At 39.2% G+C, this 16,714-nt stretch carries 11 protein-coding genes, 1 tRNA gene and 1 other RNA gene; 6 read left to right on the forward strand and 7 right to left on the reverse strand.

Translation table 11 applies throughout. The features are described from left to right. Window positions 1-2: 2 nt before the first annotated feature. Window positions 3-4,502: a glutamate synthase large subunit gene (gene gltB, locus OC25_RS25090; RefSeq protein WP_039482660.1), complete on the reverse strand. Its 4,500-nt coding sequence runs from the start codon at window positions 4,500-4,502 to the stop codon at window positions 3-5. 422 nt (window positions 4,503-4,924) lie between these two features. On the opposite strand from gltB, the gene ffs reads away from it, so the two are divergent. Further along, window positions 4,925-5,024: signal recognition particle sRNA small type (gene ffs, locus OC25_RS27730), an RNA gene on the forward strand. A 91-nt stretch (window positions 5,025-5,115) separates the two neighbouring features. After that, a complete protein-coding gene (gene fsa, locus OC25_RS25095; RefSeq protein ID WP_039482663.1) occupies window positions 5,116-5,775 on the forward strand; it encodes a fructose-6-phosphate aldolase in 660 nt (219 codons plus the stop codon). Between the two features lie 160 nt (window positions 5,776-5,935). On the opposite strand, the gene OC25_RS25100 is transcribed toward fsa, so the two are convergent. The 3 genes from OC25_RS25100 to OC25_RS25110 all read right to left on the reverse strand — a co-directional run bounded on the left by OC25_RS25100 (window position 5,936) and on the right by OC25_RS25110 (window position 9,116). After that, window positions 5,936-6,442, reverse strand: coding sequence for a D-glycero-alpha-D-manno-heptose-1,7-bisphosphate 7-phosphatase (locus OC25_RS25100; RefSeq protein ID WP_039482667.1), 507 nt, complete (start codon window positions 6,440-6,442; stop codon window positions 5,936-5,938). Window positions 6,443-6,608: 166 nt separating this feature from the next. Continuing rightward, window positions 6,609-7,895, reverse strand: coding sequence for a sugar MFS transporter (locus OC25_RS25105; RefSeq protein WP_052266445.1), 1,287 nt, complete (start codon window positions 7,893-7,895; stop codon window positions 6,609-6,611). Between the two features lie 102 nt (window positions 7,896-7,997). Beyond that, complete coding sequence (locus tag OC25_RS25110) at window positions 7,998-9,116, reverse strand: formylglycine-generating enzyme family protein (protein WP_039482670.1); 1,119 nt, start codon at window positions 9,114-9,116, stop codon at window positions 7,998-8,000. Between the two features lie 183 nt (window positions 9,117-9,299). On the opposite strand from OC25_RS25110, the gene OC25_RS25115 reads away from it, so the two are divergent. The 4 genes from OC25_RS25115 to OC25_RS25130 all read left to right on the forward strand — a co-directional run bounded on the left by OC25_RS25115 (window position 9,300) and on the right by OC25_RS25130 (window position 13,643). Next, window positions 9,300-9,372, forward strand: a tRNA-Lys gene (locus OC25_RS25115). Between the two features lie 248 nt (window positions 9,373-9,620). Further along, window positions 9,621-10,841, forward strand: coding sequence for a site-specific integrase (locus OC25_RS25120; RefSeq protein ID WP_039482673.1), 1,221 nt, complete (start codon window positions 9,621-9,623; stop codon window positions 10,839-10,841). Window positions 10,842-10,894: 53 nt separating this feature from the next. Continuing rightward, entirely contained in the window at window positions 10,895-11,431 is a 537-nt protein-coding gene (locus OC25_RS25125) for an ORF6N domain-containing protein (RefSeq protein WP_039482678.1), read from the forward strand. 232 nt (window positions 11,432-11,663) lie between these two features. After that, window positions 11,664-13,643, forward strand: coding sequence for an ATP-dependent nuclease (locus OC25_RS25130; protein ID WP_039482682.1), 1,980 nt, complete (start codon window positions 11,664-11,666; stop codon window positions 13,641-13,643). A 198-nt stretch (window positions 13,644-13,841) separates the two neighbouring features. Here OC25_RS25130 and OC25_RS25135 read toward each other — a convergent pair whose 3' ends face one another. Genes OC25_RS25135 through OC25_RS25145 form a run of 3 tightly spaced genes read right to left on the reverse strand, consistent with a single transcriptional unit; the run spans window position 13,842 to window position 16,302 of the window. After that, window positions 13,842-14,120 (reverse strand): hypothetical protein, encoded by a 279-nt coding sequence (locus tag OC25_RS25135; protein ID WP_039482685.1) that lies wholly within the window; start codon window positions 14,118-14,120, stop codon window positions 13,842-13,844. 6 nt (window positions 14,121-14,126) lie between these two features. After that, a complete protein-coding gene (locus tag OC25_RS25140) occupies window positions 14,127-15,413 on the reverse strand; it encodes a hypothetical protein (protein ID WP_039482687.1) in 1,287 nt (428 codons plus the stop codon). After that, entirely contained in the window at window positions 15,403-16,302 is a 900-nt protein-coding gene (locus tag OC25_RS25145) for a HEPN domain-containing protein (RefSeq protein ID WP_039482690.1), read from the reverse strand. The genes OC25_RS25140 and OC25_RS25145 overlap by 11 nt, the downstream gene beginning before the upstream one ends. Window positions 16,303-16,714 lie beyond the last annotated feature (412 nt).

Raw genomic sequence — 16,714 nt, forward strand, 5'->3', positions numbered from 1 at the left:
GCTTAGTGTGTTTTTACTTGTTGGTTACGTTTTGCTAAAACTGCTTTGTATTCTTTAGGGAATACTTTTACAAAATGCGCTGATTGTGTTTTCCAATCGCTTAAGATAAACTCAGCTACTTTACTGTCTGTTAAGCGAATATGCGACTTAAGTAAAGCTAAAATACGCTCTTCATCTTCAGCTTGTAACGGATCTAAATCAACCATTTCTTTATTGCATTTGCGGGCAAAAGTTCCGTTTGCATCGTAAATCCACGCTACACCACCGCTCATACCTGCAGCAAAGTTACTTCCGGTATCACCAAGAATTAACACCTCACCACCAGTCATGTACTCGCAACCGTGATCGCCAACTCCTTCTACAACGGCGGTTGCACCAGAGTTACGTACAGCAAAACGTTCACCAGCTTTACCACGTGCAAACAACTCGCCCGAAGTAGCACCATAAAGCGCAACGTTACCAATAATGATATTTTGCTCAGGTACAAAAGTCGAATTAGCGAAAGGATAAACTGCTAATCTCGCACCCGATAATCCTTTACCTACGTAATCGTTAGCCTCACCTTCAAGCGATAAAGTAACCCCACGGGTACTGAATGCACCAAAACTTTGTCCGGCAGAACCTACAAACTTAAAGTTAATGGTATCAGGCGGCAAACCTGCGCTTAAATGTACTTTAGAGATTTCGTTAGATAACATGGTACCTAAAGAACGGTCGGTATTTTTAACTTCGAAACTTGCAAAAACAGGTTCGTTATTATCAATAGCCGATTGTGCAGCGGCGATTAGTTTATGATCTAAAACGTGATCCAAGCCATGATCCTGCGCTTCAGTATTAAATAAAGGCAAGCCATTTTCTTCTGCTTTAAATAAAATAGGCGACAAATCAAGGTGTTTCAATTTCCAGTCGCTTGCAGGCAATTCACGTACCTTTAAAATATCAGCCTGACCAATCATTTCGTGAATGGTTCTGAAACCTAATTCAGCCATAATCTCACGTAACTCCTCAGCAAGAAAATAGAATAGGTTTACAACGTGATCTGCATCACCGGTAAATAATTTCCTTAATTCAGGATCCTGCGTAGCTACACCAACCGGACAAGTGTTCAGGTGGCATTTACGCATCATGATACAGCCAGAAGTAACCAATGCAGCAGTAGCTACACCCCACTCTTCAGCTCCTAGTAATGCTGCAATAGCAATATCTCTACCTGTTTTTAGCTGACCATCTGTTTGCAAAATGATCCGGTTACGTAATTTGTTTTTAACCAAAGTCTGGTGTGCTTCTGCCAAACCAAGTTCCCAAGGTAAACCAGCGTGCTGGATAGAGGTTAACGGCGAAGCACCAGTACCACCATCAAAACCTGATACCAGAATTACATCAGCGTGTGCTTTAGCCACACCCGCTGCAATTGTACCAACACCTGCTTTAGACACCAGTTTAACGTTGATCCTGGCTGCCCGGTTGGCATTTTTCAGGTCGTAAATTAACTGGGCTAAATCCTCAATCGAGTAAATATCGTGGTGTGGAGGAGGCGAAATTAAACCTACACCTGGGGTAGAGTGACGAACTTTTGCAATCCAGTCGTCTACCTTGTGACCAGGTAACTGACCACCTTCACCCGGTTTTGCACCCTGAGCCATTTTAATCTGCAACTCATCAGCATTGGTTAAGTAATAACTAGTTACCCCAAAACGGGCAGATGCTACTTGTTTAATAGCCGAACGCATACTATCGCCATTTGGCAATTTAGTATAACGCATCTCATCTTCACCACCCTCACCTGTATTGCTCTTTCCGCCAATGCGGTTCATGGCAATAGCTAAAGTAGAGTGTGCCTCGTGCGAGATCGATCCGAACGACATTGCCCCTGTTGCAAATCTCTTTAAGATTGCCTCAGTAGATTCAACTTCATTTAAAGGAACCGCCGGACGGCTATAATTAAACTCAAACAAACCTCTGATGGTATAAGCCTGTTGTGTTTGCTCATTTACCAGTTTAGAATATTGTTTAAAAATGTTGTAATCATTTTTACGCGTTGCATTTTGCAACAAGTGGATGGTTTGCGGATTAAACAAATGCGCTTCACCTCTGCGACGGTATTTATAGGTACCACCGGCAGGCAATAAATTTTCGGTCTGCGTTGCAGGACCAAAACTGCGGTGATGTTTAATTAAGGTTTCTTTTGCAATTTCATCTAAACCTAAACCACCAATACGCGAAACCGCACCAGTGAAATAAGTATTAACTACCTGTTTGTTTAAACCTAAAATTTCGAAAATCTGCGCACCCTGGTATGATTGCAAGGTTGAGATTCCCATTTTAGAGAAGATTTTTAACAAACCACTGTTTACGGCGTAGATATAATTTTTAGTCAGTTGCTCTGCAGATAAGCCCGATTCTTCCTGGAAACCGCCGATGGTTTCTAATGCCAGATAAGGGTTAATTGCAGTAACACCAAAGCCCAATAAAGTAGCAAAATGGTGTACTTCCCAAATGTCACCAGCCTCGATAACGATACCCACAGCACCACGGTAACCTTTACGGATTAAGTGATGGTGTACCGCAGAAACTGCTAACAACGAAGGCATTGCAGCATGCTCAGAATCGATAGCCCTGTCGCTTAATACAATTACCTGGAAACCATCTTCAACTGCATCAACAGCATAACGACATAAGCGGTCTAAAGCTTTCGACATAGCACCCGGCTTGCCATCAGCCCTGAAATAAGTTTGTAAAGTTTTAGCCTGGAAAACACCGGTATCGATACTTCTCAGTTTTTCTAATTCCTGATTGGTTAAAATTGGGTGTTTAATGGCTACACAGTGTGCCTGACGAGGGTTCTCATCTAACAAGTTACCATTGCTACCCATAAAACTAGCTAAACTCATTACTACTTTTTCCCTAATCGGATCGATAGGCGGATTGGTAACCTGAGCAAAAAGCTGCTTAAAGTATGACGATAAATGTTGCGGACGTTGTGATAAAATAGCAAGCGGCGTATCGGTACCCATCGAACCAATAGGCTCTTTACCTTCAATAGCCATTGGTTTAAGCAAAAGATCTACATCTTCCCTGCTGTAACCAAAAACCTGCTGATATTTAAAAATAGACTCTGCCGATAAGCCGGTAAACATTAAACGCGGCTCGGGCAACTCTTCTAAACGGATCTGATATTGATTAATCCAGTCTGCATACGGACTTCCGCCGCAAACCTGTGTTTTAATTTCCTCATCACTGATGATGCGCCCCTGCTCCATATCCACTACGAACATTTTACCAGGAGTTAAACGGCCTTTTTCGATAATGGTACTTTGATCAATAGCTAATGCACCAGCCTCAGAACCCATAATTACACGGTCATCAGAAGTGATGGCGTAACGGGAAGGACGTAAACCGTTACGATCTAAAGTAGCTCCAATTAATTTACCATCGGTAAAAGCAATTGCCGCTGGTCCATCCCATGGCTCCATTAATGTTGCGTGGAATTCGTAGAAGGCTTTTTTAACCGGATCCATATCATCGTTACCATCCCATGCTTCAGGCACTAACATCATTAAAACATGAGGCAAGGTTCTGCCAGCGTGAAATAACAATTCGATTACGTTATCCAAACAACCAGAATCAGAGTTGGTTTCATCAATAACAGGTAAAAGCATATCCAGCTCTTCAGGCGTAAAATGCGAAGAAGCCAGTGATTTAACACCTGCCCTGAACCAGTTTAAATTTCCTTGTAAGGTATTAATCTCTCCGTTATGTGCGATAAAACGGAAAGGTTGTGCCAGTCTCCACGACGGGAATGTATTGGTTGCGAAACGTGAGTGCACCAAACCTAAGGCCGAAACCACACGTTTATCGCTTAAATCACTAAAATAAGTACGAACTTGCAAAGAAGTAAGCTGACCTTTATATATAATAGTTTGCGCAGATAACGAAACAATATAAAAATCTTTACCGCCATGTACGGTATTCACAATCAGCTTAATCAGGTAATTCTTGAAAATATAAAGCTTACGCTCAAAATCTGCACCTGGCGCCACATCATACGGACGGGCAATAAATACCTGCTCTATTTCCGGCTCAACAGAAAGCGCCATGCTACCTATATCTGTTGTATTTACATCAACCTTTCTGAAACCTAAAATCTCCAGGCCAAGTTTTTCTGCAGCACGGTAAATCAGCTCTCTGCACTCTTCTCTTGATCTGATATCTTTTGGCATAAATAACATACCCACACCATAGTTATTGGTTTCTGGTAAGCTAAAGCCAGCTTTTAAACATTCATCATAAAAAAATTCGTGAGGAATCTGAATCATAATCCCAGCGCCGTCGCCGGTATTCGGTTCTGCTCCACTTGCCCCTCTATGGTCTAGATTCTCTAAAATAGTAAGTGCATCGGAGATGATTTGATGCGATTTTCGCCCTTTCACATGTGCAACGAACCCAATACCGCAGGCATCGTGTTCAAATTGCGCATCGTACAATCCACTGTTTGGTTCCATTCTTTGCTCGTTAGTTGTTAGTGTATAGGAAACACTAAGATATAAAAAATTTCCGGTAAATTACAGAGTTGACATAATTTTTTGAAAAATTTTATCCCTTATTCAATTAAAAGGATTTAAATTAAAATATTTATAATTTAAACTATATATAATTACAAATATAATAATGATAAGATTGTACAATAAATAGGCTTTTTTTGATAAAATTAATCCTAAAACGATTTAATTAATACTTCATATATAAAAACAACACTTATATATAAACAATTAGGATGCTTTGCCCATATTTCCGCTTTTATATCGCTTACTTAAAAGTACGCATTTAAATTTTATTAATTTACTAATCAGTCAGATAGCAATAATCTACAAAAAATTAAAGAAATGGGTTTTGCAAAACAACTTCTTTTTCTACCTTTGTGGCCGGGCAAGTCTTTTACGACCAGCTCCCTTTGAACTCCCCCAGGATGGGAACATAGCAAGGGTAGAAGGTTGTAGCGGTGCGATAGAAGGTGCTTGCCCTTTTTTTACCCCCTTAATCCCCTGAAGGGGGGATACTAAATTCTTCAGGGCTTCTAACAGCAGAACCTAATAATCACTTTAAGAATTTATAAACATGAAATTTTTTATTGACACCGCGAATCTTGATCAAATCAAAGAAGCGCAAGATCTTGGCATTTTAGATGGCGTAACTACCAACCCTAGCTTAATGGCTAAAGAAGGTATTACCGGCGATGAAAATGTAATTAACCACTACAAAGCTATCTGCGATATCGTTGATGATAACGTAAGTGCTGAAGTTATTTCGACCACTTTCGAAGAAATCATCAAAGAAGGTGAAGCATTAGCAGCTTTAAACCCTAAAATTGTGGTTAAAGTTCCGATGATTAAAGACGGTGTTAAAGCCATCAAATATTTCTCATCAAAAGGAATTAAAACCAACTGTACTTTAATTTTCTCTGCTGGTCAGGCTTTATTGGCTGCAAAAGCCGGAGCAACTTATGTATCTCCTTTCTTAGGTCGTTTAGATGATATTTCGAGCGACGGCTTGGTTTTAATCGAAGATATCAGAACTATTTTTGATAACTACGGTTACGAAACACAAATCTTGGCAGCATCAATCCGCGGACCATTGCACATTGTAAACTGCGCTAAATTAGGTGCCGATGTAATTACAGCTCCTTTAGCTGCAATTGTAGGTTTATTAAAACACCCGTTAACTGATACTGGTTTAGCTACTTTCTTAGCCGATCACGCTAAAGCGGCAGGTAAATAAGTTTGGAGTCTGGAGATCTGAGTTCAGAGTCAAAACCCATACCCTAAAAATAAAGTCCTGAGTCTTGAGTCGGTTTTCGACTTAAAGCTCAGGACTTTTTCGTTATTAAATGAATATATAAGGATTAGGCTGTTCCAAACTCCCAACCTAAAACTCCAAACTAAACCAAAGACTCACGACTAAGGACTTCTTTAACCTGCTCGTAATTAATCTGCTCATCCGGTTCAATCAGAATGCCCTTCACTCCTGCTCCATTAGCGGCTTCTACATCACGTGGTTTATCGCCAATCATAACCGATTGTTTTGGGTCAATATCGTACATATCGATAGCATCCAGAATCATACCTGAAGCTGGTTTACGGCATTTGCATTCGCCACCTACCGTTGGGTGATGCGGGCAATAGTAGAAACCTGCAATATCGGCTCCTTTAGCTACAAAAGCATTGCGCAACATCTGGTGCATAATGGCCAGCTCCTGCTCGCTGTAGCGCTTTAAGGCAATACCACCCTGATTGGTGATCACTATTAAAAGGTAACCTTCGTCAAAAAAGCGTTTTAATACCGGAATCTGATAATCAAGGATTTTAAAATCTTCAACGCGTGTAATGTAATCGTGTATTTCGTGGTTAAGCACGCCGTCACGGTCGAGAAAAATAGCTTTATTCATTATTGGTTTTAGTATCGGGATTTAGTTTTAGTATCAAGATTTGAGTATCAAGGTTTGAAATAAGGCCTGATACTGTTATAATTTGGGCAAAATAACTGAAAATAAAGGACAAAAGAAAGCCCAATCTTCTCAGACCGGGCTTCTCATAAAATTTATTTGGTTTGGGTTATTTTATATTTAATCCGGCTTTATGTCCTTTTATTGCGAAATAAAGAATATACAAATAACAAGGCAATACCGTTAAAAGATAAGCCAGCTGAAAGTGAATATGTAATTTTTCATTCAGGAAAGCATATAATAAAGGCATTAAAGCCCCACCTGCAATACCCATAATCATAATAGCCGAACCTATTTTGGTAAATTTACCCAAATGGCTAATGCCTAGCGGGAAAATTGCCGGCCACATTAACGAGTTAGCCAAACCTAGCAGTGCCACAAAGATAACGGCGAACCAGGTAGATATCGCGAAAGATAAAATGGCAAAGGCGATACCTAAAATAGCACAAATCCGCAATGCTTTTTGCTGTGAAATGTATTTTGGAATGGCAATAATCCCTACAATATAACCGATTAACATACTAAAAAGGGTAATAGATGTTAATTTTCCGCTGATTTCGGGGCTAATCCCTAACTCACGACCGTAAATCCCGATAATATCTCCGGCCATTACCTCAGCACCTACATATACAAAAATACACAGGGCACCTAAAAACAAGTGTGGAAACTGGAAAATGCTTTTGTGCTTTACCACTTCGCCTTTGGTTTCGTCAACCACATCTTCTTCAACCTCTACTTCAGGTAAATCGGTAAATTTAATTACTACAGCAAAAAGACAAAAAACAATGGCCAGTACAATATAAGGCATGTTAACACGGCCTAAAACCTCGTTCAATAACTGTTCGTGTGCTGCACCTGTTGCAGCCTGGATCTGTTTTTCAACCTCCGAAGCATTTTTCAAGAACAGACTACCCATAATCAAAGGCACAATCATACCTGCAAATTTATTGCAGATACCCGCCATGCTGATCCTTTTTGCAGCACTTTCTATTGGGCCAATAATGGTTAAATATGGGTTAGAAGCCGTTTGAAGCAAAGCTAAAGCCGCTCCCTGAACAAAAATACCGGTTAAGAAAAGACCGAAAGTACGGGTTTGAGCTGCCGGTATAAAGATTAGTGAACCTAAGCCCAAAATAACCAAACCTAAAACAATTCCGTTTTTAAAACCTACTTTTTTAAGTATCCACGATGATGGTAAGGCTAAAAAGAAGTAAGCCATATACGAGGCAAAGGTTACAAAGAATGCCTGTAAATTGGATAAGCCAAAAGATAACTTAAAGAAAGGAATTAAGGTTCCGTTTGCCCAGGTTACAAAGCCAAAAATAAAGAATAAGGCACATATAATAATGAGCGGTTTTGGCCCCTGCGTTTGGCCTGGTTTTGTTGTTTGTTGCATAAATATTCGGTTCGGTTTAATTTGATTGTGCCAAACTAAACAAATAATTCAATAATTTAGATAACAAACGTTTGCGTGATTTTCAATTTAACAAGCTTCAGCTTAATTGGAGCTTACACACCTGAAACCGGTATGCTCAAGCCCGGTATCTGCTGAAGTTTTCATCCTGGAAGTTACCCGGTAACCTTTGCAATAAGAAGCATTACACATAAACGAACCTCCCCTAACCACGCGCTTTGGAACCGTTGGCTCCATCGGGTCGTAACTATCGGCTGGTCCTTTTGGGTTATCGGTAATCCCCGAAAGTTTGGCATAATAATCCGGGCGGTACCAATCGCTGCACCACTCCCAAACATTACCAGCCATATCGTAAAGACCATATCCATTGGCTTTAAAGCGTTTTACCGCTGCAAGGCCATTGTAACCATCCCAATCGGTATTTTTTACCGGGAAACTCCCCTGCCAGGTATTGGCTTTAGGCTTGCCTTTTTCTATGTCTTCGTTACCCCATGGGTATTTTTCATTTTTTAAACCTCCACGGGCTGCAAATTCCCATTCGGCTTCTGTGGGTAAGCGCTTACCCGACCATTTGCAGTAAGCCATGGCATCATCCCAGGAAATATGTACCACAGGATAATTCTCTTTGCCTTTAATACTGCTTTTAGGCCCATGTGGGTGTTTCCAATCTGCACCTTTAATCCATGCCCACCATTGCGAAGCATCGTTTAAGCTGGTAACGCTTTTCGGTTGATAAAAAACCAGCGAAGCAGCAACAAAAACGCTATCGGGTGGTTTAGGTGTTCCGGCAGGCAACTGCTTCTTCATTTCTTCCCAATCTGGTTTGCGCTCGGCGGTGGTTACATAACCCGTAGCATTTACAAATTCCTGAAAACTGGCATTGGTAACTTCGGTAACATCCATCCAAAAAGAAGCTACTTTAACCTGGTGTTGCGGATATTCGTCTTCCCTGCCCTCTTTATCGCCAGCCCCCATTGCAAACTCACCAGCAGGAATTAAAACCATCCCTTCATGACTCAATGCTTTACCGGCGAAACTGGAAGTATCTTTTACTGCGCCGAAACGGCTGGGCATATTTTTCTCGCACGAAGCCAGCGAATCTTGTTTGTGTTTGGCCTGTGCCGCTTCATCAGATGAATTGGACTGGCAGGAAAATAAGCAGAGCGAAGGCAGGAAAAAGAGTAAACGGAAAGATTTGTGCATGTTGGGAATTAAATATTGAGCGATAAAAATATCAATTCTATTTAAAAAAGAGAAGGTAAATAATTAATTCACCTATAAATCAATACAGTTAGCAGTTTTAACGATTTTTTATTTGCAGGAAATAGGTTAGAACCCTATATTTGCACCACTTTAAAGGAAACGGATAACGTTTTAAATAAAGAAGATTCCGTAGCTCAGCTGGTAGAGCATTACACTTTTAATGTAGTGGTCCTGGGTTCGAATCCCAGCGGGATCACAGAAGATAGTATCAAAACTACGTAAAAGCTTGCAAATTAAATGATTGCAAGCTTTTTTGTTTTACCGGAAAACCCAAAATATGCAATAAATCGCATAAAAAAAGTGAGTGATTCGGTGAGTAGTTTTACAGGTTGGTATACTCACTAAAAACGATGTAAGCTTCTGACTTACAGGAAGTTCAATCACTGAACGACTTGATACGATTAGACTGCAAGGCTAACTTTGTTAACTTTAAATCAGTCGATTATGAAAACTAATTTCAGTCTGCTCTTCTACCTGAAGAAACCAAAAAACTATCTTAAAGGTGCTGTTCCTGTTTATTTAAGGATTACCGTTGACGGAAAACCTGTGGAAATGTCCGCCAGTAGAAAATGTGAACCGGAATTGTGGAACACCAAAGCGGGTCACATGATAGGCACAAAAGAAGATGCCAAAACCTTAAATTCCTATCTCGACAAAATGAAAGCGGGCGTTACTGCTGCCCATACTGCTTTATGCGTAGAAGATGCAGAGATATCCGCTGAAGGGGTTAAATGCAAGTATCTGGACAAGGCAGAAAAAGCACACACCATTATGGAGGCCATTAAAATCCATAATAAAAACATGGCCGCACTTGTAGAAAAGGAAGATTATGCGGAAGGCACTTTGAGACGGTTTAAGGTGCTTGAAAAGCACGTTAAAGAATATCTTTTATTCAAATATCAAACAGGTGACCTCAACGTCCGAAATATAGACCATGAGTTTATTGATGGTTTCGATTTCTACCTGCACACCTCGAAGGATAATGATACCAATACCGCAAGTAAGCACCTTAAAAATCTCGGGAAAATCGTACGTATATGTCTTAGGAACAAATGGATCATCACTGATCCCTTCTTTGGTTATAAGCTGAAATCAAAGCTTGTACAAAGGGAGTACCTTACTGCGGAAGAACTGCAAAACATTGCTGGCAAAAAATACAGTACCGCAAGACTTACACAAGTTCGGGACTTCTTCCTGTTTAGCTGTTACACGGGGCTGTCTTATGCCGATGTGCAAAAACTCAAACAAACTGACATACGTATAGGTATTGACGGGGAAAAGTGGCTGTTTAGCTATCGCAAAAAAACAGGTACGCCTCTAGCTGTCCCGCTTATCCCAGTAGCCGCGGATATTCTGGAAAGGTATAAAGATCACCCTTTCTGTGTCAATCAGAACAGGGCGCTGCCGATTTCCAGCAATCAAAAAATGAACGAGTATCTGGTGGAGATTGCCGCCCTGTCGGGCATCGTAAAAACACTGGGCAACCGGATCGCCAAGCGTACTTTTGCCACTACAGTTACCCTGCTGAACGGCGTACCTATTGAAAGCGTATCAAAAATGATGGGTCATACTAATATCCGCACCACCCAACTTTATGCAAAAATGCTGGATGAAAGGGTAAGCAGTGACATGGCACCTTTAAGACAAATATTCGCCTCAATTTAATCATTTCGGTCGGCAGCTCATGTGCCGACCGCTTTTAAATACACGATAAAATAATGGAAACAAAGATCAAAATTTCTGATGAACTGGTTATGAACCAGATTTATATAATAAGAGGACATAAAGTGATGTTGGATTCCGATCTAGCTGAACTATATGGAGTGGAAACCAAACAGCTAAAGCGGCAGGTAAAAAGGAATGTGGAACGTTTCCCCGAAGATTTCATGTTTGAGTTGAATACGGAGGAACAGAAAATCTTAAGGAGCCAATTTGGCACCTTAAGACACGGGGCGCACTCGAAATATAACATCATGGCCTTTACCGAACAGGGCGTGGCAATGCTTTCCAGTGTGCTAAACAGTACAAGGGCTATTGAGGTAAATATCCAGATCATCCGCATTTTTACCAAAATGCGCCATGTGCTGTCTGAGAATACAGAGATCAGGCTGGAAATTGAGAGGATTAAAGGAAAACTGGATAACCAAGACAAAAACATGGAGATTGTTTTCCGCTACTTAGACGAACTGCTGGAAAAACAGGAACGGCCAACGACGAAAAGGAAACGAATTGGGTTCAAACCCGACGAACTGTAGTTTTCTGTTACTGTCTTCTCCGTATATGCCCAAAGCGGGAACAGCAACGGCCAAGAGCGGAGCCGTTCCGCAGGCCGCAAATGAGCGGGGGATTATCAGTTTATAACGAAATGAGTAAGAAATGTAGGTAGATGAATTAATTGCTGTGTTATTGAAATAATATAGTTAATTGGAAAGCAGGTTTTTATGTGTAATTTTATTCAACATAAATTAAATACTATACCAACTCTAAATGTACCTCTCAAGATTATACATAGAAAACTACCGGTCTATACAAAAAACAGATTTGAAATTTGAACGGGGAAAAAATGTAATTGTTGGCAGAAACAATAGTGGAAAAAGTAACATACTGAAGGCTATTGATTTGGTTTTAGGCGAATACTCACCTACTTATTCTAAGTCTGACAATATTTCTGAAAATGATTTTTATGGTCAACTAAATAAACCCATTTTTATTTGGTGCGAAATACAGAGAGAAAATAACAATGGAGTGCTAGAAAGCATTAATTATACCGAAGTATTGAAATCAACGTTCTTTCGAATGTACCATGATAAGGAACAATCAGATCAGTTGAGAGTCAAAATAACTGATTTTGCGAAAGGTGAAAAATTAGCTTTGTTCAAATTTACCACTGAAGCTGGCCAGGCGGAAATTGACGGGGGCGGATATTTTAAAAAATGGATTGGCGGAAAAACATACTGCAAAGGCTGGGGTTTTGAACAGGAATTTGTAGATAAGGAAAATTTCGCACTGGCATTTTTGGCGTATAAGACAAAAGAAGATGTTCTTAAAAAAGAACTAGTATTCCTATATCGTGAAAACCGAAATAGTGATTGGATAATAGGATTTAATTGCAACCTTCGAAACTGCATTATTCAGAGTGCGATCATTCCAGCCTTCAGAGACCCAAAGGATCAGCTTAGAATCAGTTCGTATTCTTGGTTTGGAAAATTATTAAAAGCCTACGTAAAGACCGATAGTGTAGAATTAAATGCTGCTTTCGATTCAGTGAAAGATGCTTCAGATGGATTGTTCCGGCAACTAAAAGACAAAATTTCAGAAAAGGAGATAGAAATTGCCTTTCCAAACACGTCAATATCCTTTCAGTTCAATCCAAATTCAAAACAAGATATCCATAAAAGTACCTTAATATATGTAAATGATGGCTTTGATAGTGAACTTAAAGATAAAGGTGCAGGTATACAAAGCGCTGTGACCATTAGTTTATATGATTTTTATGTTAGAAATATCGTACATACTGGAAGCTCCCTTCTCGCTGTTGAGGAACCTGAATTATATCTTCACCCACATGGTCGACGGGTGATCTCCAATAGGCTTTCACGATTCGTAGATGGAGGAAAAAATCAAGTCATCCTTACAACACATACTTCAGAGTTTTTATCAAACATATATGAATCGCAAAATATAATCTGTGTCCAGAAAATAAATACTTCAACTACTGCCAAGAACATCTATTTTAATACACCAAAACGTAAACAAATTTTAATTAAGAAGCAGAATGCTGAACTATTTTTCGCTGATTCTGTTATCTTAACTGAAGGTGCAGACAAATATTTTATAGAGGAGGCTGCACGTTGTTTTGCGAGAAGTAATAAATTTCTGACTGAAGATTATGAAATTGTTTCAATAAGTGAAGATTGGATAAATGATTTCAATATCTCTATAATTAACTGTGGTGGTAAACATGAGTTATGGAAATATGCTGAAATCCTTAACGAGCTAGAGATAAAATTTATTACCACCGCTGATTTTGACTTTTTACGGGATGGTCTGAATGAATATTTTACCAACTTAAAATTTGAAAAAAAACATTCTGATAAGCTTAATAAGCTAAAATCAAAAATAAATAGCAAATCCAAATATAAATCAATTGAACAGATTGAAGGGGAAGATCTTATCAAAGAAGTTTCGGACTTCCTAATCGAATGCCGTGATCAGAATTTATTCATCTTTACTGGAGAGCTTGAGAACTTCTATATTATTAAGCCTACCTATGATAAAGAAGGCGGAGTAATTGAAACTTTAGGCAAACTTATAGAAGAGCAACGACCAATCTCTGACTATGTTGACTTGAGTGAATATTATTCCCTATTTTTTAATTTTCTAAGTTTAACTCAGAACCTAAAGGAATTCGTTGAAGCGGAACCGGCTAAGATGGTGGCTTATGCGCAAACAGAAAAACAACTCTAAAAGCTTTACTATCTATATATTTCCAATAGGCACTGGAATATTGACATGATATCATTACGCTCGCTTTCTAAATGAATAAAACCAATACAACTCACTATTGCTAATTACTTATTGCTGTTAAAAAGCAATTTTCCATATTCATCATTTCATCTACTAATTAATCATTTTAGAAATTATAGCAATAGTAGCAACAATATGCTATTTATTTAATTCAATTTTTTTTGTGGTAAATACATAACATAGGTTCAGCAGTTCCACCAATTGATTATAAAAAAATAACATATCTGTTAGTTCCTCGCCTTCAGGAGATTCAGCAGCGAAATGAATCCACCCCTCGTATAACTTCCAAAGCTTAGTACGGGATTCGTGAATCGGATGGTTCACGAAAAAATAAGTAATTGACGGCACAGGATTATCAAGATCTTCATCGGAAATATCAACAGGTTGATAATTTAAAGCCTTTAAAATTTCTTCCATAACATTCTATTTATTGATGAAACGATATACCATTCTTAATTGATCTACAAAATCTTTAAAATCACCGTCGTAGTGTTTTTTTAGTACTAAGAGTTGAAATTGGCTTTGCTGAAAATAACTGAGTAGTTGGCTATCATTAACAGAGTTCAACAGCACATATTTTCTCGGGCTGTGGCTCAGCATAGCAAAAAAAGCGGTATTGAAGTAATATTGTAGCGGATGTATTTTTCCTTCAAGCATTAATCGAAGCTCCAGTTTATAATAATCACCCATGTCTTTCCATAGAAAATAGATTTCTGGTGTTTCATTATTAAAGGCGCATGGCGTCATATACGATCTTCTTGGCTTGCCTTTTACATTACGCATTCCATATGTATAACTGTAGTGTGTGTACAACCTTCCTGAAAGTAAAGGAAGCGCCTTTTGCCAGAGCTCAAAAAGCTGATTGAAATTATTTTGGTTCTGGTTCTGTTTTTCAGCAAGCTTATGAGCGTCTTCTTTATATTCCGGGTTAGCAACTAAGGCTATCTTTTTCATATCGATGCAAATCTCAACAAGGTTTTGTTGTTCGTCTGAAAGATCCATTTCAGAAAGTTGCATTTCATTAAGCACGTATGTCGTAAAGCTTCTTACCTCGGTTTTAGCCTTGTTCAAAATCCCTATATAAGGAATTAAAAAGGGATAATGATTTGTTCGGAACCTTTCATTGTTGTTATCTGCCAAACAGAAACCCAACACTGTGTGTGTTTCTCTAGGTGGCAGTTCCTGAATTGAAGGAACTGCCTTCCGTAGTTCCGATTTCTTCGCAGATACTGTGGGGAGTTGTTTTCCAGGTTTATATAGGCCTTTATACCTCACTTTTGACGACACATGTAAATTATCCTTCGACTTATGGATCATCAGATATTTAGATACCCCTGTTTCCTGATCAAAGAATCCCGGCCAATAATTGTCCTCGAAATCATATTCAGTGCGGTAGTACATCAGTTGGTTAAGCGCAAAATAAGCGTATCGGCTCAAATAATTTTCATAGGTATCGACGCTGCAACTCACCAATAGTTCGGAGATGGTTACCTTAATGTAAACCATTTCTTCTAGCTCTTTGTCCAGAATTACACCTATTACAAGCAGTTCATTGCTGAAAGATATCTTCCTGATTTTAATGGGGAAATAACCTCTTTTAGGTTTTCTGATCTCAGAATATTGGTTCAGTGTATTTTCTGTAAGTATTCTTGTATTTGGCGTAAAAGGCAAACGAAAGAAGTTCGTCGATGGAATATTTTTATTCAGCATGCCCCTCCTCACTTTCTTTTTTTAATTGTGTGTAGGATTCTGCAAATATTGCAAGAGACTTTATCTTTTCACCGCACATAATTTCAGTAAGCTTTAAAAAGGTGGAAACACGGGTGAATATTTGCTCCGCATCCGCTTGTTCAACCTTAAAATCATCTTTGTAACGTGCAGCAGAATAACTTCTTACCATAATATCAAAGAGCCTTTTATCCTCTTCACTGCCCGATAAGAATAGCCTTGATGGTGCCGGAGAAAAGCTATCGCACAACCGAAGCTGTCTATATAGGTTGTGTATATCAGAACGGTAAGCCAGATGAACCCTTATCAAAGCAATACAGCATTGTTCTACAACCTGATGTGCCATGAATGCACTTAGATTGTAATGTAGGTTCGTCAGGCATTCTTTTGCACTTTTTAAAAATCCTGTTGCCAATGGAAAGCGGTGATTATAATGTTTTTGGGCTTTTACCGCTCCCTGTGTAGGTATCAAACTTGTAGTCTGGAAGGGTTGTACCATACCATCCCGACTATAGAGAATTTTACCATTGTTATAAATGGTGATGAAAAACCTGTTATTGGCCTTTATTGCCTCTGCAATGGTTTGTTGCCCATGAGCCAATATGGTGATCTTGCCGAAAGGATAGTGATTATTGGCAAAGTCCTGCACCTCGTGTTCAATTCTGGTAACGCTTTCGGTGACCATCAACAAAAAATAATGATAGTTTTCTATATTGTGGTTCTCTACAAAACAACCGTTATTGACTTTTAAATCAATATTTTTGCCAAAGCTATAGATTTGCTCGGGCGTAAATTTTTGAACCAGCTCTTTGATAAAAGCCGAAAAGTTTTCTTTCTGGAACTGACCAGATTGCGAGAATTGTGTTTCCATAATCGTGACATTTTTGATTTCTGAGATCAAAAATGCGGTACGGCAATGCCGTAACCTACCAATTAAAGTGGTACCTTACCACAATACATTGGTTCATTACTATCTTGGGAATTTATTATATTTGCTTTATGGAAACGCCTACAAAATCTAACAAAGTACACATCGGCAGAAAGATCAGCCGTATCAGGGAAATACGTGGTATCAAGCAGGATTATCTTGCTGTCGAATTAGGCGTAAGCCAACAGTGTGTATTTCGGTGAAAGTGACCCCTCTGTTTCGGGCCAAACTGGCCACCAATTTGATTACCGGATGATGCACATCTAAGTTCCTTTCCCTCTGAACAAATATACACTTCGGATCCAAATCCATTTTCCTCAGGACTTTTCGGTTTAATCCATCTTACTGCCGGATT

The sequence above is a fragment of the Pedobacter kyungheensis genome, assembly GCF_000812965.1.
Classification (GTDB): Bacteria; Bacteroidota; Bacteroidia; order Sphingobacteriales; family Sphingobacteriaceae; genus Pedobacter; species Pedobacter kyungheensis.

Excerpts from the sequence above, each read along its gene's own strand:
- OC25_RS25110 (WP_039482670.1), bottom strand. The coding sequence starts at position 9,116 with ATGCACAAATCTTTCCGTTTACTCTTTTTCCTGCCTTCGCTCTGCTTA.
- OC25_RS25125 (WP_039482678.1), top strand. The coding sequence starts at position 10,895 with ATGGAAACAAAGATCAAAATTTCTGATGAACTGGTTATGAACCAGATT.
- OC25_RS25135 (WP_039482685.1), bottom strand. The coding sequence starts at position 14,120 with ATGGAAGAAATTTTAAAGGCTTTAAATTATCAACCTGTTGATATTTCC.
- fsa (WP_039482663.1), top strand. The coding sequence starts at position 5,116 with ATGAAATTTTTTATTGACACCGCGAATCTTGATCAAATCAAAGAAGCG.
- OC25_RS25145 (WP_039482690.1), bottom strand. The coding sequence starts at position 16,302 with ATGGAAACACAATTCTCGCAATCTGGTCAGTTCCAGAAAGAAAACTTT.
- OC25_RS25105 (WP_052266445.1), bottom strand. The coding sequence starts at position 7,895 with ATGCAACAAACAACAAAACCAGGCCAAACGCAGGGGCCAAAACCGCTC.
- OC25_RS25130 (WP_039482682.1), top strand. The coding sequence starts at position 11,664 with ATGTACCTCTCAAGATTATACATAGAAAACTACCGGTCTATACAAAAA.
- OC25_RS25140 (WP_039482687.1), bottom strand. The coding sequence starts at position 15,413 with ATGCTGAATAAAAATATTCCATCGACGAACTTCTTTCGTTTGCCTTTT.
- gltB (WP_039482660.1), bottom strand. The coding sequence starts at position 4,502 with ATGGAACCAAACAGTGGATTGTACGATGCGCAATTTGAACACGATGCC.
- OC25_RS25100 (WP_039482667.1), bottom strand. The coding sequence starts at position 6,442 with ATGAATAAAGCTATTTTTCTCGACCGTGACGGCGTGCTTAACCACGAA.
- OC25_RS25120 (WP_039482673.1), top strand. The coding sequence starts at position 9,621 with ATGAAAACTAATTTCAGTCTGCTCTTCTACCTGAAGAAACCAAAAAAC.